Below are 24,257 nucleotides of genomic sequence, written 5' to 3'. Positions count from 1 at the left end.
TGACGCTTGTTTCACGCTCGTCCTTTACTCGATAACGCTCTCGGTCCCGTTGCTCCAGGATCTGCTGATCCAGCGCCTCCAGTACCTGCTTCATCGCACGAGCGAATTCCTCCTGCATTTTCCGGAAAATCCATTGCTCAATCTCTTTCATCGTCGGCATTGTTGTGGTAAAGTGGCTCACAGGAGCTTCCTCCTTCTTGGTGTGTTGTGCGCAAACATCACTTTACCAAGGGAGAAGCTCTTTTTCTATATCCGCTTTTTCCAATTCCTACACCCACAGAGATTTTACACTATCTCGGCTTCGGAACGGCCCCCGTTGGCCCCGGGCATCAAGCCCGCCGCACTTGCTTGCGGCAAACCGGCGCGCTTGCTCGCAGCAAAAATCAGGAACCGAAATCCCCCCAAAATTTTCTCAGAAAAATTCGCCAAAACCCTTGACTGCGTGCCCGCTTCCTGCTATTATACTAATTGTCGCTGCGAAGACAAGGCGATGTTCGATTAAGACCTGTTAGCTCAGCTGGGAGAGCACCATCTTGACAGGGTGGGGGTCAGTGGTTCGAGCCCACTACAGGTCATACTGAAAAGCCCTTGAGCAATCAAGGGCTTTTTCTGTTTTTGGCGGATTTCCGGAAAGCAAAAAAGTACCCCGCACAAATCGGGGCAAAGCAGCGTTAAGCGTCTATCTTTTAGGCATAATCCGCAAACAGCGATTTTACAAATTCCTCGAAGCTTTTTTCTTCCCGGTAGTGAACGGACAAATCGTCGTCGTGCCATATTTCCACAAGGGCCCAGCCGTCCGTCGTCAGAAATCCTACAGGGTCGCCGCTGCAATTATCGCCAAACAGCAAAATATCCTTTAATTCCGGGCAGGAATCCTCTTCGTCATAGAGGTGGCCCAAGATCTCGTCCACTTCAACCAAGCCGCCATAAAAAGCGAAACCGTTGCCGCCGACCGTCCCGTGGCCGATCTCCCGCAAAAAATCCAGATAATCTTCCGGCACCCCTTGGACAGCCTCTCTTTGCAGTTCGGCCTCGGATAACGGTTCGAAGCGGTGCTTGTCGGGCGACTTGCGAATCATCTCCAGTTCAGCTAGGTATCTCATGATCGGCTCCATTCCAATTTAATATCGCAAATCTTGTTCATATCGCAAACCCTATTGCCGGCAGCCCGTTAACATCCCCCTGACATTAGGTAAAAATCAATGATTCAATGATAGCAACGAAGCTTGCTTCCCGTCTCGTCATCGACCGGAATCGATAATTCGCTTCTGAGAAATTGGATGAACCGAACGGCCTCTTCCTCCGACAAGGCTTCTCCGTCCAACGTCAGCGTAAATTTGTCGAGAATGTCCTTCTCATTCAGATGCAAAGAATCGACCAGCAGCTGAATTTCTTCGTCAGCAACCTTTTTCATTCCGCAACCTCCATCCATCATCATTCGCAGCATCTTATGTGATGTAACATCCGAAGATATTATAAATATTGGAAACAGATGCAACAGTATAATACCATGGGTTGCCTAATTTTGTCGAATACTATTTTAAAATGATCGCCTGGAATTATCCGTATAGTCTGAAAGTATCATTTGTACAGATGCGCTTCTTCATTCGTGTCGATTAGTGCCGCTGACTTGTTTTCTTTAATAATATCGTTCTCGAGCAAATATGTCTTAATCTCCTCCGTGTCGATCGGCACGGGCCAGCCGCTTTCCTTCAGCCTTCGCTCCGCCCACAGCTTGACGATGCCTTTGATTTCGGAACGAAGCTTTTCCGTCGGAAACATTGAGCGTGCAATCTTTGACTATTTTTTTCACATTGATTTTCAATTCTGCGCGAATTTCAATTTTCACCGTTTATGCACCTCTCCGACCTTAAGTACTACAAGATATGACGCTTCCTGGAAAAGTGCCCCTCCCGATTGCTAAACCGCTGGAGCGAAGGAAAGCCGCGTACGGCGCGCAAAGATACAAAAAGACCCGAGCGACGGGTCTTGTAGGCATCGTTTATCGTAAAAAGCTATTCCTCGTATTTCTTCAGGACGATCACTGCATCGTGGCCGCCAAACCCGAAGGAGTTGGACAAACCGATCTTAACCTCGGCCTGCCGCGCCGCATTCGGCACGCAGTCCAGATCGCACCGCAGGTCCTTCTCCTCTTGATTGATCGTCGGCGGAATCGTGCCCGTCTCAAGGCTTTTTGCCAGCGCCATCGCCTCCGCTCCCCCGGCTGCACCGAGCCAATGGCCAAGCATCGACTTGTTGGCCGTCACCGGAATGCGATAGGCCCGCTCTTGGAACAGCCGCTTGATCGCCAACGTTTCCGACAAGTCGCCGGTCTCGGTGCTCGGCAGCGTCGCCGCGGCGCGGCGGCGAAAGCGTAAGGTCAAGCCCGGCGGCTTAAGCGCTGCTTCTCCCCTTCCCGAACTCGCGCCTTGATCCCGCGGGACGGGAGTCCCCGTTCCGCCGCAGCCGCGGGAGCTATCGCTTTCGCTTGCCCCGCGAGCTCCAGTCCAGCGACTTGTCGGCAGGGTCGGTAATATTGATATTCTCATTGCGGACGGCCTGCGACAGATCGGCAATCGTCTTGTCGAGGAGCTCCCCCTTATGCCGGGAGAACAGCCGCCGCCGCTCTTTCATCAAAATGTCGAGAATCAGCTTCTTCTGGCTTTTGCTCAGCAGCATGTCCTTCCTTCCACTCCCTCTCTAGGCTACGAGCCCGCTGGCTGGAAAAATTCGATCCATTCCCCGTCCGGTCCGTGAAAGAAAAAATAGCGGGCGCCGTTCGGCAGCGTCGTAATCTCCTGATCGATCAGCTTGACCGGCAGCGAGCGGATTCGGGCGAATTCCGCCTCGACATCGTCCACCGTAAATGCGATATGATGCACCTTGCCTTCCGTCGGCAAGCTGCTGTGATATCCTTGAATAAGCTCAACCTCCGTCTCCCCGCTTTCGCCAAAGCCGAGGAACGCGAGCTTGATCACACCGTTCGTATGATCAAGCGTCCCTTTGAGCTTAAGGCCGACCACTTCTTTGTAAAAGGCGATGGACGCCTCCATATCGCTTACCATTACGCCGACGTGCTCGATTTTTGTGCGCGCCAAATTCGATCTCTCCTTTTCCTTGGCTTGTCCAAATGATTCCATGGTCTCATCCTATCGCCGGATGATGTGTTCCGTCAAGTGCGGCAGGCCAGGCTCTTATGCCGCAGCCTTGCTTCTTTTCATCTTGAACCATTCGTACCCATTTGGCAAGCATCAGGATACAGGGAGCAGCCGCGAAGCAGGACTGGGCACCACAAACAACCAGGCCTGCTCCGTACGAAAGCGGCGAAGCAGGCCTTCTCGCTTGGATCATCTGCGTCCCCGCAGCAGCTGGCGAACATGCTTGACACGGGTCTCCGCCCGGATCGCCCGCACGCTTCCGGCCTGCAGCAGCGAAGCCGTCGACAAAGCGAGAACCTGGACTTGCCCGACGCGAATAACCGGATCGGCGTTCACCGTACCGACCTGCAGAGGCTCGTGAACGATAGGCGGCGGAATCGGCCGCGTAAAGATCATATATTCGGAAAAACGCCCTTCGTTCCCGATAAAGCGGGGAATTTCCCGCATCACGGCGATGGCCCGCGTAACGGGCGAGAAATCGACCAGATCGCCTATAAATACGGTGGAGTCGAACTGAATCTGGTCGACCTTGATTCTGCCCACCATGGAGGTTCGCGGCTGAAACGCAGGAACGCTCATCGCGACGGGCCAACCGGCCCGGCTAGCGGTACGAGCGGACCGATGATCAGCGACTCGGGCGGCGTATCGAAAATCGAAGACAGCGTGATGACCTGGGTATCCCCGACAAGCAGCGAGGAGGAGCTGGTAATGCCGAGCACCCGAATGCTGCCGACGGTCAGCTCCTTATTCTCCACCTGCAGAATCATGACCCTCTCATTCCTTTCCTTCGGGCTTATAATGGCTTACGAACTGTTCGACGCCGGCCCGAATATCTTCTATCACGCGGCGGGCTATTTCCTGCTCGTCGTCCGGCGTCAAGATGTGCTGGGGACCTTTCATCAGCGTATCCATGTAATGCTCGATTCTTAGCCCAGCCTGGTTTTGCAAATCCGCGATTATTTTTTCGCGCAAATCTTCATCCAGCCTGATGGAATATTTATTCTCCAGCTCGCTTAGCTCGTCGGGACAATCCGCCTCCAAATATGTCAAAACGATGTTCTGGATGCGCTCATAGCTTTCCGACCGGGACGTATTCGTATGAATGACCTGTCCGCCGACGGCGAGCTCCTCGACCGATTGGTTTCCGAGGCCGGAAGGCGACAGCCCGATGCTCATCGAGCCTTCCAGCTTTTCCACTTTGAGCTGGTCGAAGTTGTATTCGATTTTCTCCACGGTAATCGCCCTCTGCTGCTTGAGAGCCTCCAATCGTTTTTCCAGCAAATCGACCTTCTGCTCCAACTGCCGAATTCGGTCCGTTTGCCATTGCATGTACCGATGGAGCTGCGCGAAGTAGGACGAATTGAAGGACGAATGCATGGACATACCTCCGTTATCTAGCGCCCGGACCCGCCAGAGGAACGAGCGGCGTAGAAGTTGCGGGTAGCGGAGCCATAGGCAGCGGCGCCGGCCCGGTAAATCCGCCGGTATTGTACAAATTGGACAGCGCTTTGACGATTCCGGCCGTTCCGATCTGCAGGACGGACGAATTGCTAACGGATTCGACCCGCAACTGGTGAATGACAATGCTCTGATGAACAGTCAACTGCATCGCTTAAAGTCCACCTGCCTTATCGAAGGAGATCGGCGAGGAATCGATAACATCTTTGTCGAGCACGTTCGTGCTGCTGTAGTGGTTATAGATGCGCACATAATCGCCCGTAATGAACGAGCCCGCCCCGGCGTACGTTTTGGCCGAGCTCCTCGGAGCGAGCTGGACGGAATCGCCGATATGAACGATGGAGCCCGAGCCGATAGTCAAAATTTTCAATGCGCCTACGATGGCCGGCATGGTCGAACACCTAATTTCTCGTAGAGGTCATTTCATATATATGTACGGGATTTCAATTTTATGTGCTCGCACGATCTATCATCGTTTGGCTCCCTGCTTCATATCATAAGTAGCAAGCAAATGGGGAGGCGAGCGCGCGATGGATCAACCGAAAAACAACCCGTTCTTCGATTTCAACTGGCGCAACTTCGAAGAATTTTTTGGGGGCAAGCTGCCGGTGCCTCCGGTCGGAAAAGGGGACAGCGCCTCGTGGATAGAGGAATATGTGCAAAATGTGCTGAAGCAGGCGCTGCCGACCGTCAATTTGGCAACGGTCAAGCAGCGGACTTACCATACGGAATTGTTCGATACGCACAATAACGTCATCGTCAAAGTGCACATCCCGGACAAAACGCAGGCCCGCAAAGTGCGCGTCATGCTCAGCTCCAATCAGATCAGGCTGGAAGGGACCCCCGACGATACGGCGCAAACCATCCGGCTCAGCAGCCTGGTCGTTCCGTCCAGCTGCAAAGCGGTTTACCGAAACGGCGTGCTTCAGCTTCATATGCGCAAGCTCGTCAACGACAATCTGTTCCACGAAGTCGACGTTCGTTTTCCTTAATCGCCGCTTGAAGCTATACGCCGATACGCCGCAAGGAAAAGGACCGCGCCATGAACAGCGCAAGCCGGTCAAATGGCAGCCGGTGTCGCTGTTGTGGCACGGTCCTCGGTCCTTCACGGTCAATTGTTGGCGGTATTGCTTGAGTCGATAGCATCCGTATCAAGCGTGTTCGTCAAGCTCACCAGCGAGAACGTAACCGTAAAATCGCCGGTCACGTTGCCTCCCGATCCGGAGTACGATTTTTCCGTCGTTTTGGGATTCACCTGCAGCACATCGCCAAAGACGACTTCCCCGGCGGCTCCCACAATCTTAAATGGCGCCAGGATAATGGACGGCATGGCAATCACCTCATAGGGGATAGTGATTTATTATATGGCCGGAGAACGGCGAATATCCCATCAAAGGTTAATTTGCTGAAGGAAACATAGGGTGCTTCTGCGAAGGCCGGGCCCATTCCAGCAGATCGGTCGCGCGGTTAATTCCTTTGTTTGAAAGCGATGCGCACGCGAAAAAACGCCAGGCTACCGTTAGTCTAACGATAGGCTGGCGCCTTGTTGCGAGCTATGCCGAAGACCGGGCTCGAACCGGTACGGTAGTCACCTACCGCAGGATTTTAAGTCCTGTGCGTCTGCCAATTCCGCCACTTCGGCACTGGATGATGGGCCCAGAGGGACTCGAACCCCCGACCAATCGGTTATGAGCCGACCGCTCTAACCAACTGAGCTATAGGCCCTCGCGAAGATATTGGTTGCGGGGGCAGGATTTGAACCTGCGGCCTTCGGGTTATGAGCCCGACGAGCTACCGGACTGCTCCACCCCGCGTCAGTTGGCAAGATGCTGTCAAACAGCGACAAATCTAACTATACACCAACTGCCTTCTTCGCGTCAAGTATAAATTGCATGCATGGCTGTAAAATGTTACAGCATATATCGTACGCCGAAGCGTCCTTTTTTGGAGCGGTATACTTGTACCTCTGTCGGACATTCGTAGCCGTAAATCCACCAGTCTTCTTCCATGCGTTTTGCCAAACAGCCTGCCTGAAACTTGCTTTCATACAATTTGGCCCAATAAATCCAATTCACGAGCGCTCACTCCAACACACATTGTATGTTTTGTTCGGGTACTCGTATTGTAACCAATCGAAATACGCCTTATTTTCGAATGGGGTCTCCTCCAGATCATTCCATGGAAGCCGAATCCGCACCGGGCGCCGAAGCCGGCGTGCCTTCTTCCCGGTCCCGCTGCTGATGCGCCAGCCTTCCGGAAGCCGCCGCGGCAATGCCTGCCACCAGATCGTCCAGAAACGTATGAACATGGCTGCCGGCCTTCGTATCCAGCTTGCGGATAATGCCGGATTTACGTTTGTCCAAATAGCCAAACGTCGTAACGGCAATGCTGCCATAGCCGAAGACAGACCCGAGAGCTAACGTTTCGTCGCACCCGAACAAACCTTCATCCGAGCTTACAATCGATTGAATCGGCTCGGACAGCAGTCCCCGTTCGGCAAGCGAGTCGAGCTCGATACCGATGAGAATGGCATGCTGCAGCTCTCTCTTGTTCAGTACGGCATGAACGGATTCGACACAGGCCGCAAGCGTCAACAGCGGATTATAGGCAATTTGCATTTCCATGACGATGCGGGCTATTTCCTCGATGCCGACTCCGCGTTCCTGCAGCTTCTGATAGACGGCATGCTTGACATCTTTGCTGTGTACGCGGCTGTCCATATGCGGGCTCCTCTCTCAATCAACGGGTTTGATGGGGATATAGCATAATATGAAGAAATGTGTCGGAACGTGTAGATCGTTGACCGGCAGGGGCAAAAATAAGCCGCGCTTGGCTTCATCGCGAAGAAAGCGGTATAATGTATAAAGCAGAGCAGTTCAGACACACACTGAATGCGGGAGGGATACGTATGCAGTATGGCATCGCCGTGTTTCCGCCGGAAGAGATTCGAGACTTTGCCAACCATTACCGAAAAAGATACGATCCCCATTATCCGTTCATCGCCCCGCACCTGACGGTCCGCGAGACGGAATTGTGGTCGCAAGAGAAACGGAAGGAAGCTGAAGCGCACCTGGAACGCGCCGCAGCGCAAACCCCTCCGCTCAAGCTTCGCTTCAATCGCTTTTCCAGCTTTTATCCCGTTAACCATACTGTCTATTTGGCGCTCGCCGATCCCGGTCCGATGCTGGAGTTGTACCGCCGCGTCTGCAGCGGGCCGCTTGTCGAAACAGGCAAGCCTTATGTATATACGCCTCATTTGACGGTTGCCCAGCGGCTCACCGCAGACGAGATGCACGACGTGCTTGCCAGTTTGCGGCACAAGCCGATCGATCTTGCGTTTACGGCCGATCGCATGGAGTTGCTTGGCCGCGAGAACGACGACAGCCCCTGGCAATCGGTTCGGACCTTTCTCTTTGAAGGCTAACATGACCGTCAATGAAGAAGCGCTGTGTCCTTCGTTTAAGCGAAGGCACAGCGCTTCTTCTTCATGATGATGGCTCCTGGTACGCCGGAACGCCCAGAAGAGTGGCCAAATCGACCATCTCGAATCCTTTTTGCCGCAGCGTCTCGATCACGGCGGGCAGCGCCGCCACCGTTGAACCATTGCCCTGGCTGCTGTGCATCAGAATGATTTCTCCGTTGCGGGCGTAGTTCTGCACATTGCCGACGATTTGCCGTTCATCCTTCGAGGACCAATCCAGCGTATCCAATGACCACAAGACGATCGAATAACCGAGCCGTTCTGCGGCCCGCACAACCATATTATTCGTCTCGCCGTAAGGCGTTCTGAGCAGCGCCGGTATACGCCCGATCACGGCCTCAATCGCCTTCCCCGCCTCCTGCAGATCAGCAGCGACGTCAGATTCCGCAAGCTGTATCAGCTGTTTATGGCTGTTGCTGTGGCTCAGGACGAGATGGCCGCCATCGTAAATTTGCTTAACCGTTTCCGGATATTGCCGGACGCGGTCGCCGACGAAGAAAAAGCTCCCTTTCACCTGATACCTGTCCAATATGTCCGCTACGGCCAGCGTATTTCGCTCGTCGGGGCCGTCGTCGAAGGTCAATGCGACCTGCTTCCGGTTCGGCCCGTTGATCCATACCCGGTTCGGATAGACGCCGGCAAAGGCGACGATTTTCTTGCGCCACGCCGTCATGCTCTCCCAGGCGGAGGCGGACAAACGATCCGATTCGCCCTCGATCGCAAGAAGATACGGATCTGCCTCCGCCGGCGGACGGAATACGGAGATATGGTCGACTCTGCCGGTCGCAGCCGGAATGACGAACTTAAGCAGAACATTCCCGTCGACGCGGTACGTATAAATGGCTTTCTCTCCGTGAGCCGTCTGCTTCGCAGGCTTGCCCAGCGCGTCCTCAATGGCCGGCGCCGTCAGCGCCCGCAAGGAAGAATCGAAGGAACGCAGAGCGAATACCACTCCCGCCTCATTGTATCCGACAGCGATGCCTTGTTCCGGATAAACCGCGTAATAGCCGGAGCGTTCCTGCCGGATTCGAGCGGCCTTGCCAAGCTGCCGTTCCACTTCCCGGATCGTCGTCTGCCCGACGACGAACTTCGCTATAGGCAGAGAGCCTTCCTTCGCATAATTCATAATCTGAAGCGGAAGCGACTCCACGCTTTGCTCCGTTTGTGCCGCGGCAGGACGATCCGCAGCGCTGTCCGGCGCATAAGCAGGCGATTCCGCCTTGATGCTGCAGCTGGCGAACAGAAGCGCGCACAGCGCCAATGCGCATATAAGCAAGGCTTGCCGTTTCCTGGACAAGGGAATATCTCCTTTCCTCAAGCCCTGTTTCTAGTGTGGGCCAATGTCTCATTCATTAGACCGAGCAAGCGGCGGAAAGGTTCATTCCACGGAAAACAGCAAAGGCCGAAGCCTGGCTGCTGCCAGGGCTTCGGCCCGCAAGTTAATGCTGTGCTAAGGATAATGCTATCTTATCTGACGAATTCCGTCAGCAGACGCTTCGCTTCTCCGTTATCGGTCGTGAACACCTCGAAGATTTTGATCGTAATCGGCGAGTCGAACTGCTCCGAGGTGCCGTTGAACACGATGTTGTTTTCACCCGAAACCATACGTCCTGCCCCGATCAGCGGGTTGACGCTGGTAGCCAGCAGGCGGCCGCCTTGGTCATAAATTTCAAATTGCAGCTTCGAGAAGTTTTGGTCCACCTGGATTTGCTCTTCGCGTTTAATATCAAGGAAAAATTTCCCTTTATACGAATACGTTTGGTTCATCGCGTTGAACATGTAAGATACGTCCCAATTTCTTACCTTGATGCTGAACGGATATACGCTGAAGCTGTCGCCCTTCTTCTTCTCCTCCAGCTCGGCGCGGTAAGCGGCGATCGTCGATTTGTACGGAGCGGCGGTTTTCGTATCCTGAATTTTGAATGCGAGCCCTTTGCCCGTCTCCGACTTCGGAACGGTGACCGAATAGTTGACCACGACGCCGGAATTCGGCAGGATGGACGCGGTCGACATGCTTTGGCGCTGGCCGCTGTATTCGTAGCCGTCGGAGCTGAGCAGGTCGAGCTGGAATACCGGAACGGCGAGCGGACGGTCGCTCTTGTTGAACAGCTTGACCTTGGCGGTGACGGTATTGTTGCCCTCTTCCTCGTTCTCATGCATCTGGAATTCGACCAGCGACACGTCGATATCCGGATGAATCAGCTCGCTGCGCATATCGAACACCATCGGCGTTCCGAGCTTATACAGGTCATAAGTGCTGGCAAGCGATTGCGCCGGAAGCAGAATATTCAGCCTTCCGACATTGTACTGCACGAGCCCCGCAGCCGCTCCGTCAGCCGTGCCGCCGCCTTGGGCGAACTTCTCCGGCGTCAGCAGATTCAGGCTGAGCAGCGACGTATCCTGATCGGTCGGGATGGCGTAATGAATGTACTTCTCTTCCTTCGCCTCCAGCGCGATCGCGCCTTCTTCGACCCGCTTCCCGGAATACACCTTCGTCTCCGTCCTGCCCTCGATCACGAAATCCGGCACTGTCTCCCGTTTGTCCGACGGGTTATAGGCAAGCAGCTGCACGACCTGCACCGTTCCTTCGGGAGTCGATTCCTTGCTGATGCCGACAGGCGTGTATTGAATCGGGGACTGCAGCGAAGGAATGACGAACGAGTCCGACCATTTCTTGATCGCAGCCGGGTCGGTAAAGACCGTGTCGCTGCCGTTCCATACCGTATCGGTTACCGGGATCGCCGTAATGAGCGTTTCTTTCTTCGGATAGACGTAATAATCGACATCCGTCCAGTTCACTTCCGCCAGCTTCACTTCATCCGTCCGATCGATAACGGACATGAAGCTCAGCTCCGAATTGGCCTTCGGCTGGATCGCCTTCGGGTTCGAGGCGCTCGGCTGCAGCGTATATTCGACGCCTTCCGCCGTTTTGACCCGCAGCTCGTATTCCGGAACGCGGGTAATGGCGTCGCCCTTGTTCTTCAAGCGGACGACGACGCCGATGCGCGTGCCCCCGAGCACCTTTTCATTCAGCACGCTTTTCAATTCCACATCGAGCAAATCCGTCAGCTTATATGTAGCGGCGACTTGCGCATTCGCATCAAGAGGCGTTCCATCTGCCAGGGCAGGGATGCTGCCCGTCATCAGCGAAGCGGTGATGACAACGGACGTTACGGTTCTTTTCCAGTTCTTGTTCACTTGCCGTTCCTCCTAAAGTCCGTAAATAAATGGGATGACATGAATAAATGCTTGCTGTTGTTGCAGCGAATTATTGCGATACTTGAACCTTCTCCTGATCTTTCAGTTGGTGCTGGCCGGAGACGACGAGCTGTTCACCTTCGCTGACGCCGCTGATGACTTCTTGATAAATGTCCTGCATGCGTCCAAGCTGCACTTTTCTTCTTTCGGCCGTATCGCCGTTCAGCACGAAGACGTACGTTTCGCCGGCTTCGCGGACGATGCTTGCGGTCGGAATCGCCACCACGACCTGCTCCTGTTCATCCGTCAGCAGCACCTGCGCTTTCATGCCAGGCTTCAGCTTGCGGTCGGCGTTCGGCACTTCCAGCTCCAGCGTGTACGATCTCGTCTCTGAGCTCATGACGTCCGCCAGGTAACTGATCTTCGCTTGCGTTTTGTCTACCACGCCCGGAACATAGAAGCTCAGCTCCGTCTTGCCGCGGACAAGCTTGGCTGCATCCTCCGTCAGCTCCGCCTTGATTTTGATCGGGTCCAGCTGCTGCACCTGGGCCGCCCGGAATCCGGCGGGCAGCGTCATGCCCACTTCGATCGGCAAATCCGTCAGCACGCCGCTGACCGATGCTTTGACCTCCATATTTTCCAAGGTCCGATCAAGCTCGCGCAGCGTCACGCTGGACGTCTCCAGAACCTGCTCGAGCTGGGACAGCTGATTGGTGTTTTCGAGCGTATGCAGCTTTTGTCTGGAATTTTCCAAATCAAGCTTCAAATTGTTCAGCTGCGTTTCCATCTGTTCCAGCTGGAATTCCGTCACGAGGCCGAGATCGTAATCGTTGCGCATTTTGTTATACGATTTCTCGGTTTCATTGACGGACGCCTCCAGCTTGGCAATGCCGTTGCGCAGCTCCTGCTTGGAGTTGGCCAGCTCTTCACGCGCCTTGATAAGCTGCGCTTCGCCGCTGCGCAGAGAGATCTGCGCCTTCTCCTTCTGAAGCAGCACATCGGTCGGGTCCATGCGGAAAATAACATCGCCCTTTTCCACCATGTCTCCGCGCTTCTTCAAAATTTCCTGCACATCGCCCCCCGCCTTCGTCGTGATGTCAAGCTGAATGGAAGAGATGACGTCGGCGACCTGTTCGATCGGATCGCCGATCGACTGCTTGGCGATCGGCGCCGTCTTGACCGTCTTAACCTGGTTTTGGGTATCGGCTGCGTTCGGCTGCGCGGCTGGCGGAGCGGAGCAGCCGGCCATCAGCGCGGTGCTGATGACGACGGCTCCCATAACTTTCGTACTGTGCTTCATCGTTTTCGCGATCGTCGGTTTCATGAGTGGCGATTCTCCCTTTCCCTATATATCTTTCGGATTCCCCGTATCTTTTTAGTTGGCAGCCGGTGCCGAATTCGAGTCGGCCGGAGCATTCGCTTTTCCTTTAAACAGGCGCGCAACCCGGTTTTTGAAGTTTTCGATCATCTCGTACACGATCGGCACGACAATAAGCGTCAAAATCGTCGATGTCGTCAACCCGCCGATAACGACAATGGCCAGCCCTTTGGAAAGCAGCGCGCCCTTGGAAAGCCCCAAAGCCATCGGCATGAGCGCGAAGATGGTAGCACCGGCCGTCATGATGATCGGTCTGAGACGGGCCATTGACCCTTCGACCAAAGCTTCGCGAACCGAGAGGCCTTGCTCGCGCAGCTGCTGCACTCTGTCGATAAGCACGATCGCATTCGTGACGACGATACCGATGAGCATCAGGAATCCGATGAGCGACGTAACATTCAACGATTCGCCGGTGACTCTCAGGCCAATGAGTCCCCCGATAGCCGCAAGCGGAAGCGAGAACAGGATAGCGAACGGCGCGCTGCCGTTGCCGAAAGCGAGCACCATGATCAGATAGACGATGAAGACGGCTGCCGCCATCGCAACGAACATTTGCGAGAAGCTTTCCTGAATATCGTCGGACACGCCTTTGACTTCCGCACGCACGCCGGGAGGCAGCTCTACCGTTCTGAGCGCCGCGCCTACCTGCGCGCTGATTCCGCCTTTGTTCGGGCTGTCGATTTTGGCGGTTACGCTGACGTACTGCTCTTCCATTTCCCGGGTAATGGAGGCCGGAGAGTCAACCTGTCTCACCTTGGCCACATCGCTTAACCGCACGGATGCGCCGGTAGGCGTCTTGATCAGGAAGCTTCCGATTTTGTCCAGAGAATCCTTGAAATCGGAATCGAGCATCACTTTCGTCTCGAACTTCTCGCCGTCCAGCTTCAGATCGCCGATATTTTCCTCGGCAAGCAGTCCGCTGACAGCCCCCACGATTTGAGTTGTAGACAAGCCGTAAATTCTGGCATTGTTCTGGTCGACGCTGATCTCCACTTCGGTCTTCTGCTCGCTCAAGCTGTCCTTGATGTCCTTCAGCTCAGGGAATTCCTTCATTTTCTCCCGGATCAGCTCGGCCCCGCGAATCAGGTTGTCCAGGTCGTTGCCTTTCAGCATATAAGAGAAATCTACGCCGGAAGACATGCCTGCGCCGGTGATCAGCGAGCCGTTCACCTCCGAGCCTTTCGGCAGGAGATACATGATTTTGTCCTTGTACTCATCAACGACTTTTTTGGCATCTACCGTCTTCGACGCGGCGGCGAAAAACTGGGACCGATACGGCACGCGGTCGGAGCTGTCGTTATAACCGATGAGGGATTCCAAAGTTTCGAAGACCGGGTTGCCCGCTTCGTCCTTCGCCCCCAGCATCATCTCTTCGATCTCCTTGACCTTCTCGTTCATCGTATCCATGTTGGTTTCGCGCGGCATTTTGATGGTGAAATACATCAGGTTGTCGCTCTCGCTCTCCGGCATGAAGGAGCTCGGCAGGAACGGCACCGTGCCGACGACCGTGACGATAAACAGAAGAATGGAAATCAAAAACGTCTTCTTCCGGTTGTTCAGCGACCAGACAAGAGTCCGCTTATAACCGGTCGACAATTTCCCAACAGGCGCCTCGTCATGATGCTTGATGTTTTTGTTGTTGAGCACCAGCAGCTTGGCAAGCACCGGAATGACCGTCACAGCCACAATGAGGGACGAGAGAAGCGATACGGCCAGCGTGATGGCGAACGGCCGGAAAATCTCTCCGAGAATGCCGCTGACCATCGCGATCGGAGCGAACACCCCTACCGTCGTAATCGTCGACGAGGTGATCGCCGAGGCGACCTGCGCGGTACCTACCTTGATGACTTCTTCGTTGCGTTCCTTCGAACGCTGCAGTTGGCTGTAAATATTCTCGATAACGACGATACTGTCGTCGACGACCCGGCCGACGGCAATCGTCATGCCGCCCAAAGTCATGATGTTGAGCGAGATGTCGAGCGGCGCCATGACCAGCAGCGTAATCAAAATCGATAACGGAATGGAGACCAAAACGATCGCGGTCATCCGAACGTTTTTAAGGAACACAAGAATCATGATCGATGCCAGGATCGCGCCGAGCACGCCTTCCTTCAGCATCCCGTTGATCGAGTTTTTGATATCGACGGCGGAGTTGTACAGCGCATGGAATTTGACATTCGGATAATCCTGCATCCACTGCGCCATCAGCTTGTCGGCTTCGTTGCCGAATTCGACGGCATTGGCCTGCTTCGTCTTGAACAGCATTACGCCGATCGCCGGCTTGCCGTTCAGGCGCGCCAGAAACTCCGATTCCACGACCGGCTCGACCTTGGCGACCTGATTAAGCAGCAGCGTATCTCCGTTCGGCGTCGAAATTTTCAAATGCTCCAGATTGTAAATCGAATTGAAATCGTTCTTCACCCGGACCATCTGGGTATTGCCGCTGAAGTCGACGGTGCCGGCCGGGCTGCTGGCCAGTGCCGCCTTGATGCTGTCAGACACCTGCTGCGGCGTCAAGCCGTAGCTGTTGATGGAATTAAAGTCAAGCTTGATGTTGAGGATCGTCTCCTGGTTGCCGATGGAGTCGACGTGGTCGATGCCCTTCATCGATTCGAAGCCTGGCAGAATGACATCCTTGTACAGCTTGTCAAGCTCCAGCTGGTTCATCCCGTTCTCGGCGTATACCGCCAGGTAATACACCGGCTGGGACGCAAATCCGAACGTCGAGACCTTCGGCCGCTCCGCGCTGGAAGGCAGCTTCACATTCGATATCAGACTCTCGATATCCCGCTTCGCTTCCTCAGGGTCTTCCCCGGATTCCAGCTCGACGGTGATTGTCGAGAAGTTGTCGCTGGATGTGGAGGTCATATTTTTGAGTCCTTCGAGCCCGGAAATCGCGCTCTCCAGCGGTTCGGTAATATCCTCCATCACATCGCGGGGAGGAGCTATGTATTGAGTGGTGACGAAGACCATCGGCAGCGTTACGTCCGGCATGCTTTCGACCTTCAGCGTCGACGTGGCGTAAGTCCCCCCTCCCGCCAGCAGCAGGATGATGATGAATATTGCGGTAATGTTCTTCATCGAAAAAGCGGTTAATCGGTTCATCTCTCTACTCCTCCATGAATAGCGTCACTGACTCTTAGACGCGCGAAACGTCCCTTCCCCTTCAGTATGATCGGAAAATTTTCGAAAAATTTTTTGCCTCTTTTCGTTCCACTCCTCCTCCAAGCCTTCCAGCTTGGCATTAATCATCGAGTACAGCTCGTAAATCTCGGTAAACCTCCTTTTCGCCGCCTCATATTCCGCCTTCTCGTCCGGTTCCACATGCTCGAGTCTGTGCAGCGATTCGATGGTGGCCGCCATTCGGTCGCTCATCTCATTGATCTTGCGAGTGGCGTTGTGAATGACGGTCAGGCTGAAGTTATCGGGAATATAATAGTAATCTCTGCGGTCATTGCCGACGGCCAGCTTCTGACACATGGCCACCCTCTCCAGCATTCGCGCCTGCACGCTGACGGCAGCCTTGGAGACGCCGAGTTCATCGGCGATTTGCTGCAGGCTTAAAGGGTCGGCTGCGAAGACCAGGAGGGTATATATTTTTCCACACAGCGGGCTGAAGCCCTCGGCTTCGAACGAAAGAGAGAGTTCGTTGATCACACTCCTCTTCAACTCGGAAAATGTATTCCCCGTCGTCATATTACTTTTCTCCTTGATCGAGTATTAATATCGTTAAGAAGGTTGTTAACGATAATAACATTAAATCGATCTGGCAAAGGTGTCAATCTTTTCTTAATCGTTCCGCCATAAATTCACAATTTAGACAAAAAGAACGCCCCCGCACAATTACTACAACGTAATTGCGGGGGGGACGGTTGCAATGGAAAGCGCTTCATTCTATCAAATTTTAGTAAAGTCGAATCAGTCCGTCGTCGAGAACCAGCGAATCTTCTTCGTAGCCAGCAGTTTTTTCTGGCCGTTGAACGAGTCGTAAACATTCAGACTGTAGTTGTTCTTCATGACTTCCACCAGGTAAATCAGATCGGGGTCCTGTTCCTTCACTTCAAAATCATCGTGCGATCCGAGCTTCAGCTTCCCGCTGCTGTTGTCGGAGCTGCCGCTGCCCTGCCCGTCTCCGCCCGAGCCGTCGAAATCCTTGAAGTCGTATTCGCGCGAGAAGGCGATCTTGTTCTGGTCGTCCTTCAGCTCCAGCACGATTTTCCGGCCTTCGTTGTTCGTCTCGACCATCAAATTTTTGCTCAGCTCGTAATTGAACTTCAGCGTAACGCCTTCCTGCGTCAACAGCGTGCGGACTTTGCTGATGGACAGGCGGAAAGGCGTCAGATCGATCTCCTTCAGGTTGTCCTGCACTTCCGAGCGCTCCTTCGGCAGCCAGAACGCAGCGGCATTGACGTAGGCGTCCGGCTTGCCGTCCTCCGGAGTCAGCTTGTCCTCGGTGACCGCTTCGCCGATCATAATATGCATGCCGTCCGTCGGCAGCCCTTTCGGCACGACAGCCTGCAGGAACAGGATCGCCTTGCCGTTCGGACTGACCTTCTTCTTGATGTTCGCGATCGTCGCCGGATAGACGGTGCCGTCCGTCGTCTGGAAGTGCGAGATGAGCCGGGTCACGTCGGTGAAACGCTTCTCCAGATTCGTCGCTTCCAATTGAACGACCAGCGTATCCGCCGTATCCCCCGTATATCTGTCCAGGACGCGGACCGTATAGGACGTGCTGCGGCCGATATTGTCGATCTTGTAGCTTTCGCCGATAAAATGGAACGGAACGTTCATCAGATCGGTGCGATGCTCGAACTCCAGCAGATCGGTCGTTTTGCCGGAGGATTCGCTTGTTCCCTCGCCGTTCGAATCCCCGCTGTCCTTCTCCTGCAGCACCAGCTTCACCTTGCCGAAATCGTACGTGTAAGGCATCTTGCCGATGAACTGGAACCGGGCCGAAGCGCCGGCCGGCAAGCCGATAATTTGATCCGTCCGGATCAGCTTCGCCTCCACCTTGACCGCGTCGTCCAGCATGAAGTATCCCGTCAAATCGGGAATCGGCAGCGACTCCTGCCCTTGATTCGAGAGCGTGAAATCCGCCGTTAAAATATCTTGATCCTCCCACGGCAGCCGCAGCAGCGAATTGAGCTGGGCGGTATAAATGCCGTCTTCGTTCGTGAACTGATACTGCTTGCCGACGGCGACCGTATCGGGCTCGCTGACCTGCGGCAGCGCAAACGAAGCGATCGGCAGGTTCAGCTTGAGATCCTCTGCTTTCTGCACGATGACCAGTTGCCATCCTTCTGTCGAGACGGATACGGGCACGGTGCCGGTCAGCTCGACATCCTTGTCCACCTGCGGATTAATCGCCAAATCCTTGATTCCTTTGGCCTTCAGCGGATACATGAGCCCGTCCGCCGTGCGAAGCAAATATTGGTAGTCGGGCAGCGTCACGCTGCGGCTGCCGACGTTCTGCAAATTCAGCACGACCGTAGGGGTGTAGTTCTTCTCGTTCTTGGTCATCCACAGCTTTTCGATCGTCGCCTTGATCGGGCTGCCGCCCATCGACACTTCGCGCGATTGCCCTGCGGCCGTCACCGTCGTGTAGTCCTGCGGCACCGCGACAGAGCCGATGATGCGCTCGTATCCCGGCTGGCTGAAATCCCATTTGATGAAATCAAAGGTGAGATCGTTCAGGCGGGTGGACGAGTTCACTGTGGCGTAAAAGTTGATGTCCTGGCTTGATTTCGCCGTGATCCGGTTCTTGTCCTTGTCCTGGGGCAGCGTATGCACCGAAATGCGGCTACCGTCCTTCGTGCGGATGCGCACCCAGTAATCGACGAAGAGCAGATCGCTCGCTCCGCCGTTATTGACGCGAACCGTGAAGATCACGGTATTGTTGTCAGTCTCCGGGTGCATCATGACATTTTTCAGCTCGAAATAGCTCTCGCCATTGATCGCGACCTTGCCGATCACCGGAGCCGTCCCTGTCGTGTAAGATGTGGAAGTGCCCGGAGCGTCTCCGCTGCCGTTCTCCGCCGCCATTGCGGGAAGAGCAGACGAGAATGTCAACGCGGCGGCAAGCAGCCATATGCAGCTTCTGTACTTTTTGCGGCGTTTACGCAGTTGCTTGTTCATCAGTCGATACCTCCGGTAGTAAAAGATAGGCGCCGATGACGAAAGCTTCTTCGTCATCGGCCGTCACCTGCGGCGCCGAGCGCACGCCGGTCATCCTGCAGGCATCACTACGGCTCCTCCGTCTTGTTCGACTGAGCCGTTCGGATTCTCCTTGAGCTGCTGAAGTAAAGCGTCGCCGTCCGTTTGCCATTTTTTCAGCGCTTCGCGCACCGTCATTTTGTTTTGCTCCGCTTCCTCAAACGCCTGGCGGCCGAGATCGTACACCTGATACAGGCCTTCCTTCTCGCGGTAAAGCTGGGCGTCGTACACGCTGGGCGCCGGAATCAGCGTCGTGAAGGCATCCACGTGGAATTCGACGCCGTCCTTCATGTTTTTAATATACTTTTTGCGGGCGACGAGGTTGTGCTCGCTGCTCGATTTGAGCCGTGCCCAGTCTTCGCCGTTGATGAATTTGATAAAGTTCCACGCATCCTCGGGATTTTGGGCCCGCGAGTTAATCCCCATGATGCCGTCCATATACATGCTGCCGCCGATGTTCGGATATTCCTGATGCACCGGCATCGTGACGACGTCCCAATCGATCGCCGTATAGCCCGGAATGTTGTCGGCGTTCTTGTTGGCATTGATAATTTCGCTTAGTCCGGAGAAATGAATCGGCGCCATCGCCACACGGCCCATCATGAAGTCGTTATGCTGGAACGGGTTAAAATCGTCCGATTCCATCGACTGCCGCAATTTCTCATAATCGATCGGCTCCGGAACGATCTTCTCGGTTTTCAGCTGCAGGATCGTTTTCCATACGTTTTCCCATTGATCCGTATCGACGGTCATTTTCTCGGCCTTGTCGTCAAACATGCGCAGCTGCAGCGGCTCGGAATAAGTTTGCGCCGCGTAGAACAGATCGTTTCCGGAATATGTCGAGAAGCCGAAGCCGTACTTGCGGTTTTCGCCTTCGCCCTTCGATACGCGGCGCGCCAGATCGAAGATTTCGTCCCAGGTCATTTTATCCTTCGGATACTCTACTCCCGCCTCGTCAAACATCTGCTTGTTGTAAATCAGCGCCGAGGCGCTGAAGGTCGGAGCCAGCGCGTACAGCTTGCCGTCGCCCTTCTGCTTCAGTCCGTCGATGACAGCGGGCACAATGTCCGACGTATCGAATTTGTCCTTCTGGATCATCGGATCGAGCTGCGTCAGCAAGTTTTCCGCGATCAGGCTGTCCAGCTCATCGAAGCTGACCATCGCGATGTCGGGCGGATTGTCGCCCTGCATCAGCTCTTTAAGCTTCTCCATCGGGTCCTGCGGCTTTTCGTCAGTGTTGCGCCTGCCGTAACCGTAGTAGTATCTTTCATCCATCGTCGGAATGATTTCGATCTTGACATTCGGATTGGCGAATTCGAACAGCTCCGTAAAGCGCTGGCGGAACCATTCGTCATTGGGTCCATACCCCATGCTGGTGGCGATGCGCAGCGTCCGCTCCGTATTCGAATTCGCGCCTGGCTGATTGCTGCAGGCAACGAGCGTCTGCGCCGCCAAGCCTGCGCACAGCGATACAAGTACCGCCTTCTTGTTTAACCGTTTCATCTCGGGATCCCTCCGATTTTCAATTCGAAAAGCTTTTATCTCTGTGTGACCGCCGCCCGCTCAAGCTTCCTCCAGCGATTTCGGCGTTCTGATAATGATTTTCTCTCCGTCGAATTCCATCGACGCTTTGCCGTCAATCCCGAGCGATTGCAGATACGCTTTCGGGATTTGCAGGCGGCCGACCTTATCCAGGACGACGTACTCCTCGTGCACGTCGTGGATTTTGCCGCCGCCCGCCTCATCCAGATTCGGATTGCGCTTGATGAACTCCGTGCTCGTCATCCCGTCGCGGATCGCGACGACCCGGTCCACCTTGCTGGCCAGAGCCAAATCGTGGGTAACGATGACGATGGTGACGCCAAGCTCCTTGTTCAGCCTGCGGAAGATGTCCATGATCATATCGGAGGTTTTCGTGTCCACCGAGCCTGTCGGTTCGTCCGCAAGGAGCAGCTCCGGCCGGTTGGCCAGCGAGATGGCGATGGCGACCCGCTGCTGCTCGCCGCCGGACAGCTGCTGCAGCCGGTTGCCCAAGCGGTGCCCGAGGCCGACCCATTCCAGCAGCTGCTTGGCGTAGGCGCGGTCGTACTTGCCGCTTAGCATCATCGGCATCTCCACATTCTCCAGCGCCGTCAAATAAGGCACCAGATTGCGCGCATTGTTCTGCCAGATGAAGCCGACCGTCTTGCGCTTGTACTGCACGAGCTCATCGTCGGTAACTTTGAGCAGATTCCATTCTCCGACGCGCACCTGTCCGGCCGACGGACGGTCGAGGCCGCCCAGGATGTTGAGCAGCGTCGACTTGCCGCTTCCGCTGTTGCCGATAATCGCCATCATTTCGCCTTTGGCCACCGAGATGTTCAAGCCCTGCAGCGCAACGACTTCGATGTCGTCGGTCTTATAGATTTTGACGAGTCCTTCGCAATGGATCACTGCATCACTTCTCCTCTCCCAGCTTGACCGCTTGATGCACGCGCAGGCGGCGAATATGCGCCATCAGCAGCACGGCGCCGGTCAGCATCATGAACCCGACGACCATGTACAGCTGATCGGTATCCCTGGCGTCGAAGACGACGCGGAACGGGGGCACCTGCGTCCTCACATTGTCCGCCGTTTGCAGAAACGGCAGGAACAGGTAGCTCGTCAGCTTGCCGATGGCAATTCCCAGGGCGATCGACAGTCCTGCCGTGAAGCCTTGCTCCAGCAGCAGCATGCCGGTCAGCTGCTTGCGGGACAGCCCCATCGCCCTCAGCACGCCGAACTGCACGACGCGGCTGGAGAGGTTGAAAAACCAGTACAAGATGTAGCCGATCAGCGAGATGAAGACGGAGACCAGAAATCCGAGACTCAAGATGCCGAATACGCCGCCTCTGGCCGGATGCTTCTTCTGGGAAATCAGCTCGTTGCGAACGTCGCGCACCGAAGCGATCTCGACCTTGTGCTCAAGCAGATTCTCCAGGAGCGGAGCGACCTTGGCGCCGTCCTCCATCTTGAGCCACACCTCGTACGGCAACAGCGGAGCCTGATCGTACACATAGTCCAAATTCGCGATGAAAAACGGCGTCTGATCCGGATACTGGGCCGGCCAGTAAGGGACCGTCGCGGCGATCACGAATTCGACCGGCTGCTGGGCGATCGTGATGCTTAGCAGGTCGCCCGGCTTTAACTGATGCTTCTCGGCAAAAGAAGTCGAGACGAGAACCGCCTGCTCGAACTGCCCGAGCGCGTTCAAATAATGATTCGGGTGCACCGGATACAGATCCCGGCGGAACCAGGCCACTTCCGCAAAGTCGCTGTTGTCGATGCCCATCAGCATGCCTTGGCCCGTCGATCTGCCGGAGACGACGACATTGCCTTTGGTCTGCAGCACCCGGGCTGCATGCTTGACGCCTTCCAGTTCGCGGAACACCTCGAACGGCGGCTCGAGATAGCGCAGCTTCGGAGGCGGCCCTTCGCCGCCCTGACCACCGCCTCCGGGACCTCCCGGCTGGCCGCCGTTTGGCCCGCCGCCGGAGCCGCCACCGGAGCCGCCGCCCTGCTGGCCTCCTCCTGGCTGGCCTCCCGACTGGCCGTCGTTTTGGCCGTCGCCCGGGTTCAAAGGCATCTCGTCAGCCCGCGTCTCCCACACCGCCTGCATAACGACATCCGTGCCGTATTTATACAAAATGCGGTCGGTCGAGTTCAGATCGATCGTCCGGGCCGCCGACGAATTGTAGACGCCAAGTCCCAGCGTCAAAATCAGCAGCAGCATCAGCGGATAGTAGGCCGCCGCCGAGCGCGACAGCTGCGTCAGCGTCAAGTAGAACGGCACCGGCAAGAACCGTTTGCCCAGCCAATTGCCCAAGCGCAGCAGCCACGGGAAGATCCGCAGGAAGAACAGTCCGAGCGCAAAAATCGATAAGGCCGGCACGAAAAACAGAAGCGGATGCACCTGCAGCTGGTCTGTCGTCAGCCCCGTTTGCATGGAAAGCATCTGCTGCTGGCTGAACAAATAATAGCCATAGCCGACCAAGGCGATCAGCAGCACGTCGACAAACCACTTTTGCCAGAACGGCCGTTTGTCCGAGCGGGCCAACTCCCGCTTGTAGCTGACGATGGACGAGCGGGCGAAGACGACGGCCGGGATGACGCTGGCCGCCAGCGCGATCAGCACCGCCGCGCAGCCGTACATCATCGCTTCCAGCGTAAAGCCGACCGGCACCGCCTTGCGGTCTACGAACGTGAGGAAGCCGCTGGACGACCCAATGCTTTTGGCCATCAGCCAGCCGAGCAGCGGACCGAGCAAAAGCGCGGTTCCTCCCAGAATGAGCCCCTCCAGCAAATAGATCCAGATGATCTGGCGGGTGCTTCCGCCGCGGCTGCGGATGACCGCGATGACGGTGCGCTGCCGGTCGAGCGCCTGGCGGGAATTCATCACGATATAATAGAAGACCATCGCGATCATCGGCGCCGCCAAGGTGAAGAGCAGCACTTGCAGCTGCAAGCTCTGCACCTTGAATTCCTGCAGCAGCGGAATGAATGAAATGTCGACCCGCGTGTTTTTCAGCTTCTGATACAGCGTAATGTCCAGCCGTTCCAGCGTTCTCTCCAGCGGCGACAGCTGGCTCGTCTGAATATCCCGCAAATCGAAGGCGTAATACCAGTTCGCCAGATTGAGCGGGATTTTTTTGTTTTGCAGCACATATTCCTCGAAGGTCTGATCGCTTGTAAACAAGCTCGTCAGCAGCGATTCCAAGCCCTGGAACCAGTACGGGTCCGTATCGAGCTTCGGCTTGAAGACGCCGACGACCTTCACCTTCAGCGGCGCAATGCCGAGACCTCCGGCGATCGGATAGTTGAAGACGTCTCCGACGTGAATGTCGTTGCGGAACATCGCTTCCTCGAAGATGACGACTTCCACGATGCCGTTCCGAGGCTGGTCCTTGAACCATTCGCCCTGCGTCAGCTCGACCTTGTCCTTAAGCCCGCTCTGGGCGCCCAAGGTCATCGTCCGCCGCTTGCTCGGGTCCACCTTGGACGGGTCCACCGGCGTCAAAGCGGCGCTTCGCAAGGAATAGCTGCGCACGTAGGTTTGATGCGGAAAGCGGATATCATTCGGGACTTGTTCCCTGATGTAAGTATCCGCGTCCTTCAGCGCGTTCAGATCGGCCCTCTCGCTGCCTGCGGCCTGATACCGGATCAGCACCGAGCCGGCGGGCATGCCATCGCTTTTCTCCTGCAGCGAAGCGGATACGACCCGCTTCAAGGCGCCGTCGGCATACATCGGAATGCTGGTCGTAAACGCCACCGCCATAATCAGCCCGGCCAGCGAGCTGAGTGTCAACCAGCGCGTGTTCCACATTTTGCGGAACAAGAATCGAAGCATCGGCAT

The 24,257-nt window shown here is 55.5% G+C and carries 25 protein-coding genes, 4 tRNA genes and 1 pseudogene; 3 read left to right on the top strand and 27 right to left on the bottom strand.

Annotation, left to right across the window (positions count from 1 at the left end):
- On the bottom strand, positions 1-181 hold a 181-nt coding region (locus F591_RS0103275; RefSeq protein WP_019533154.1), incomplete at its 3' end, for a UPF0236 family transposase-like protein.
- A 321-nt stretch (positions 182-502) separates the two neighbouring features.
- On the opposite strand from F591_RS0103275, the gene F591_RS0103270 reads away from it, so the two are divergent.
- Positions 503-575: transfer RNA gene (locus F591_RS0103270), tRNA-Val, on the top strand.
- Between the two features lie 111 nt (positions 576-686).
- On the opposite strand, the gene F591_RS0103265 is transcribed toward F591_RS0103270, so the two are convergent.
- The 11 genes and pseudogenes from F591_RS0103265 to F591_RS0103215 form a co-directional block, all read right to left on the bottom strand.
- Positions 687-1,103, bottom strand: coding sequence for an SMI1/KNR4 family protein (locus F591_RS0103265; protein WP_026326339.1), 417 nt, complete (start codon positions 1,101-1,103; stop codon positions 687-689).
- A gap of 104 nt (positions 1,104-1,207) precedes the next feature.
- Entirely contained in the window at positions 1,208-1,414 is a 207-nt protein-coding gene (locus tag F591_RS27260; RefSeq protein ID WP_019533152.1) for a hypothetical protein, read from the bottom strand.
- 167 nt (positions 1,415-1,581) lie between these two features.
- Positions 1,582-1,782, bottom strand: coding sequence for a hypothetical protein (locus tag F591_RS0103255; RefSeq protein ID WP_019533151.1), 201 nt, complete (start codon positions 1,780-1,782; stop codon positions 1,582-1,584).
- A 233-nt stretch (positions 1,783-2,015) separates the two neighbouring features.
- A pseudogene (locus tag F591_RS32580) lies at positions 2,016-2,357 on the bottom strand (beta-ketoacyl-[acyl-carrier-protein] synthase II); the annotation flags it as partial.
- 118 nt (positions 2,358-2,475) lie between these two features.
- Positions 2,476-2,679: a hypothetical protein gene (locus F591_RS0103245; RefSeq protein WP_019533149.1), complete on the bottom strand. Its 204-nt coding sequence runs from the start codon at positions 2,677-2,679 to the stop codon at positions 2,476-2,478.
- A 26-nt stretch (positions 2,680-2,705) separates the two neighbouring features.
- Complete coding sequence (locus F591_RS0103240) at positions 2,706-3,098, bottom strand: VOC family protein (RefSeq protein ID WP_019533148.1); 393 nt, start codon at positions 3,096-3,098, stop codon at positions 2,706-2,708.
- Positions 3,099-3,347: 249 nt separating this feature from the next.
- The gene (locus tag F591_RS0103235) at positions 3,348-3,704 is read right to left on the bottom strand and encodes a spore germination protein GerPE (protein ID WP_019533147.1); all 357 of its coding nucleotides are present in this window, start codon (positions 3,702-3,704) and stop codon (positions 3,348-3,350) included.
- A gap of 29 nt (positions 3,705-3,733) precedes the next feature.
- A complete protein-coding gene (locus tag F591_RS0103230; RefSeq protein ID WP_019533146.1) occupies positions 3,734-3,925 on the bottom strand; it encodes a hypothetical protein in 192 nt (63 codons plus the stop codon).
- Positions 3,926-3,932: 7 nt separating this feature from the next.
- Complete coding sequence (gene gerPC, locus F591_RS0103225) at positions 3,933-4,535, bottom strand: spore germination protein GerPC (RefSeq protein ID WP_019533145.1); 603 nt, start codon at positions 4,533-4,535, stop codon at positions 3,933-3,935.
- 13 nt (positions 4,536-4,548) lie between these two features.
- Positions 4,549-4,767, bottom strand: a complete 219-nt coding sequence (locus F591_RS0103220; RefSeq protein WP_019533144.1) for a spore germination protein GerPB — start codon at positions 4,765-4,767, stop codon at positions 4,549-4,551.
- A gap of 3 nt (positions 4,768-4,770) precedes the next feature.
- Positions 4,771-5,007, bottom strand: a complete 237-nt coding sequence (locus F591_RS0103215) for a spore germination protein (RefSeq protein WP_019533143.1) — start codon at positions 5,005-5,007, stop codon at positions 4,771-4,773.
- Between the two features lie 139 nt (positions 5,008-5,146).
- Between F591_RS0103215 and F591_RS0103210 the strand changes: the two genes are divergently transcribed.
- On the top strand, positions 5,147-5,608 hold the full coding sequence (locus F591_RS0103210; RefSeq protein WP_019533142.1) for an Hsp20/alpha crystallin family protein: 462 nt from the start codon (positions 5,147-5,149) through the stop codon (positions 5,606-5,608).
- Between the two features lie 119 nt (positions 5,609-5,727).
- Here F591_RS0103210 and F591_RS0103205 read toward each other — a convergent pair whose 3' ends face one another.
- From F591_RS0103205 to F591_RS0103180, 6 genes are all read right to left on the bottom strand, one after another.
- The gene (locus F591_RS0103205) at positions 5,728-5,946 is read right to left on the bottom strand and encodes a spore germination protein (RefSeq protein WP_019533141.1); all 219 of its coding nucleotides are present in this window, start codon (positions 5,944-5,946) and stop codon (positions 5,728-5,730) included.
- 226 nt (positions 5,947-6,172) lie between these two features.
- Positions 6,173-6,258, bottom strand: a tRNA-Leu gene (locus tag F591_RS0103200).
- Positions 6,259-6,267: 9 nt separating this feature from the next.
- Positions 6,268-6,341, bottom strand: a tRNA-Ile gene (locus F591_RS0103195).
- Between the two features lie 12 nt (positions 6,342-6,353).
- A tRNA-Met gene (locus F591_RS0103190) sits at positions 6,354-6,430 on the bottom strand.
- A 96-nt stretch (positions 6,431-6,526) separates the two neighbouring features.
- The gene (locus F591_RS31900) at positions 6,527-6,691 is read right to left on the bottom strand and encodes a hypothetical protein (protein WP_019533140.1); all 165 of its coding nucleotides are present in this window, start codon (positions 6,689-6,691) and stop codon (positions 6,527-6,529) included.
- Between the two features lie 96 nt (positions 6,692-6,787).
- The gene (locus F591_RS0103180; RefSeq protein ID WP_019533139.1) at positions 6,788-7,336 is read right to left on the bottom strand and encodes a phosphatidylglycerophosphatase A family protein; all 549 of its coding nucleotides are present in this window, start codon (positions 7,334-7,336) and stop codon (positions 6,788-6,790) included.
- 188 nt (positions 7,337-7,524) lie between these two features.
- On the opposite strand from F591_RS0103180, the gene F591_RS0103175 reads away from it, so the two are divergent.
- Positions 7,525-8,040 (top strand): 2'-5' RNA ligase family protein, encoded by a 516-nt coding sequence (locus F591_RS0103175; RefSeq protein ID WP_019533138.1) that lies wholly within the window; start codon positions 7,525-7,527, stop codon positions 8,038-8,040.
- 61 nt (positions 8,041-8,101) lie between these two features.
- Here the strand turns inward: F591_RS0103175 and F591_RS29395 are convergent, their stop codons facing one another.
- From F591_RS29395 to F591_RS0103130, 9 genes are all read right to left on the bottom strand, one after another.
- Positions 8,102-9,394 carry a polysaccharide deacetylase family protein gene (locus F591_RS29395; protein ID WP_019533137.1) on the bottom strand — a complete coding sequence of 431 codons (1,293 nt, stop codon included), beginning with the start codon at positions 9,392-9,394 and terminating at the stop codon, positions 8,102-8,104.
- Between the two features lie 170 nt (positions 9,395-9,564).
- Positions 9,565-11,295 (bottom strand): hypothetical protein, encoded by a 1,731-nt coding sequence (locus F591_RS0103165; protein ID WP_019533136.1) that lies wholly within the window; start codon positions 11,293-11,295, stop codon positions 9,565-9,567.
- A 70-nt stretch (positions 11,296-11,365) separates the two neighbouring features.
- The gene (locus tag F591_RS0103160) at positions 11,366-12,619 is read right to left on the bottom strand and encodes an efflux RND transporter periplasmic adaptor subunit (protein ID WP_019533135.1); all 1,254 of its coding nucleotides are present in this window, start codon (positions 12,617-12,619) and stop codon (positions 11,366-11,368) included.
- Positions 12,620-12,670: 51 nt separating this feature from the next.
- Positions 12,671-15,778, bottom strand: coding sequence for an efflux RND transporter permease subunit (locus tag F591_RS0103155; protein WP_019533134.1), 3,108 nt, complete (start codon positions 15,776-15,778; stop codon positions 12,671-12,673).
- Positions 15,779-15,802: 24 nt separating this feature from the next.
- The gene (locus F591_RS0103150) at positions 15,803-16,369 is read right to left on the bottom strand and encodes a GbsR/MarR family transcriptional regulator (protein WP_019533133.1); all 567 of its coding nucleotides are present in this window, start codon (positions 16,367-16,369) and stop codon (positions 15,803-15,805) included.
- A gap of 222 nt (positions 16,370-16,591) precedes the next feature.
- Positions 16,592-18,808: a hypothetical protein gene (locus F591_RS0103145; protein ID WP_245580971.1), complete on the bottom strand. Its 2,217-nt coding sequence runs from the start codon at positions 18,806-18,808 to the stop codon at positions 16,592-16,594.
- 90 nt (positions 18,809-18,898) lie between these two features.
- The gene (locus F591_RS0103140; RefSeq protein WP_019533131.1) at positions 18,899-20,389 is read right to left on the bottom strand and encodes an ABC transporter substrate-binding protein; all 1,491 of its coding nucleotides are present in this window, start codon (positions 20,387-20,389) and stop codon (positions 18,899-18,901) included.
- Between the two features lie 60 nt (positions 20,390-20,449).
- Positions 20,450-21,319, bottom strand: a complete 870-nt coding sequence (locus F591_RS0103135; protein ID WP_019533130.1) for an ABC transporter ATP-binding protein — start codon at positions 21,317-21,319, stop codon at positions 20,450-20,452.
- A gap of 4 nt (positions 21,320-21,323) precedes the next feature.
- Positions 21,324-24,257 carry an ABC transporter permease gene (locus tag F591_RS0103130; protein ID WP_019533129.1) on the bottom strand — a complete coding sequence of 978 codons (2,934 nt, stop codon included), beginning with the start codon at positions 24,255-24,257 and terminating at the stop codon, positions 21,324-21,326.

Origin of the sequence: Paenibacillus ginsengihumi DSM 21568 (genome assembly GCF_000380965.1) — a bacterium.
GTDB lineage: Bacteria > Bacillota > Bacilli > Paenibacillales > NBRC-103111 > Paenibacillus_G > Paenibacillus_G ginsengihumi.
Note: the sequence above shows the minus strand (reverse complement) of the source record. Positions and strands in the feature narration are given on the sequence as shown.

What these genes read in the sequence shown, in the direction of transcription:
- F591_RS0103265 (WP_026326339.1), bottom strand. Translation starts at nt 1,103, where the DNA reads ATGAGATACCTAGCTGAACTGGAGATGATTCGCAAGTCGCCCGACAAG.
- F591_RS27260 (WP_019533152.1), bottom strand. Translation starts at nt 1,414, where the DNA reads ATGAAAAAGGTTGCTGACGAAGAAATTCAGCTGCTGGTCGATTCTTTG.
- F591_RS0103255 (WP_019533151.1), bottom strand. Translation starts at nt 1,782, where the DNA reads ATGTTTCCGACGGAAAAGCTTCGTTCCGAAATCAAAGGCATCGTCAAG.
- F591_RS0103245 (WP_019533149.1), bottom strand. Translation starts at nt 2,679, where the DNA reads ATGCTGCTGAGCAAAAGCCAGAAGAAGCTGATTCTCGACATTTTGATG.
- F591_RS0103235 (WP_019533147.1), bottom strand. Translation starts at nt 3,704, where the DNA reads ATGGTGGGCAGAATCAAGGTCGACCAGATTCAGTTCGACTCCACCGTA.
- F591_RS0103230 (WP_019533146.1), bottom strand. Translation starts at nt 3,925, where the DNA reads ATGATTCTGCAGGTGGAGAATAAGGAGCTGACCGTCGGCAGCATTCGG.
- gerPC (WP_019533145.1), bottom strand. Translation starts at nt 4,535, where the DNA reads ATGCATTCGTCCTTCAATTCGTCCTACTTCGCGCAGCTCCATCGGTAC.
- F591_RS0103220 (WP_019533144.1), bottom strand. Translation starts at nt 4,767, where the DNA reads ATGCAGTTGACTGTTCATCAGAGCATTGTCATTCACCAGTTGCGGGTC.
- F591_RS0103215 (WP_019533143.1), bottom strand. Translation starts at nt 5,007, where the DNA reads ATGCCGGCCATCGTAGGCGCATTGAAAATTTTGACTATCGGCTCGGGC.
- F591_RS0103210 (WP_019533142.1), top strand. Translation starts at nt 5,147, where the DNA reads ATGGATCAACCGAAAAACAACCCGTTCTTCGATTTCAACTGGCGCAAC.
- F591_RS0103205 (WP_019533141.1), bottom strand. Translation starts at nt 5,946, where the DNA reads ATGCCGTCCATTATCCTGGCGCCATTTAAGATTGTGGGAGCCGCCGGG.
- F591_RS0103180 (WP_019533139.1), bottom strand. Translation starts at nt 7,336, where the DNA reads ATGGACAGCCGCGTACACAGCAAAGATGTCAAGCATGCCGTCTATCAG.
- F591_RS0103175 (WP_019533138.1), top strand. Translation starts at nt 7,525, where the DNA reads ATGCAGTATGGCATCGCCGTGTTTCCGCCGGAAGAGATTCGAGACTTT.
- F591_RS0103160 (WP_019533135.1), bottom strand. Translation starts at nt 12,619, where the DNA reads ATGAAACCGACGATCGCGAAAACGATGAAGCACAGTACGAAAGTTATG.
- F591_RS0103155 (WP_019533134.1), bottom strand. Translation starts at nt 15,778, where the DNA reads ATGAACCGATTAACCGCTTTTTCGATGAAGAACATTACCGCAATATTC.
- F591_RS0103150 (WP_019533133.1), bottom strand. Translation starts at nt 16,369, where the DNA reads ATGACGACGGGGAATACATTTTCCGAGTTGAAGAGGAGTGTGATCAAC.
- F591_RS0103145 (WP_245580971.1), bottom strand. Translation starts at nt 18,808, where the DNA reads ATGAACAAGCAACTGCGTAAACGCCGCAAAAAGTACAGAAGCTGCATA.
- F591_RS0103140 (WP_019533131.1), bottom strand. Translation starts at nt 20,389, where the DNA reads ATGAAACGGTTAAACAAGAAGGCGGTACTTGTATCGCTGTGCGCAGGC.
- F591_RS0103130 (WP_019533129.1), bottom strand. Translation starts at nt 24,257, where the DNA reads ATGCCGATGCTTCGATTCTTGTTCCGCAAAATGTGGAACACGCGCTGG.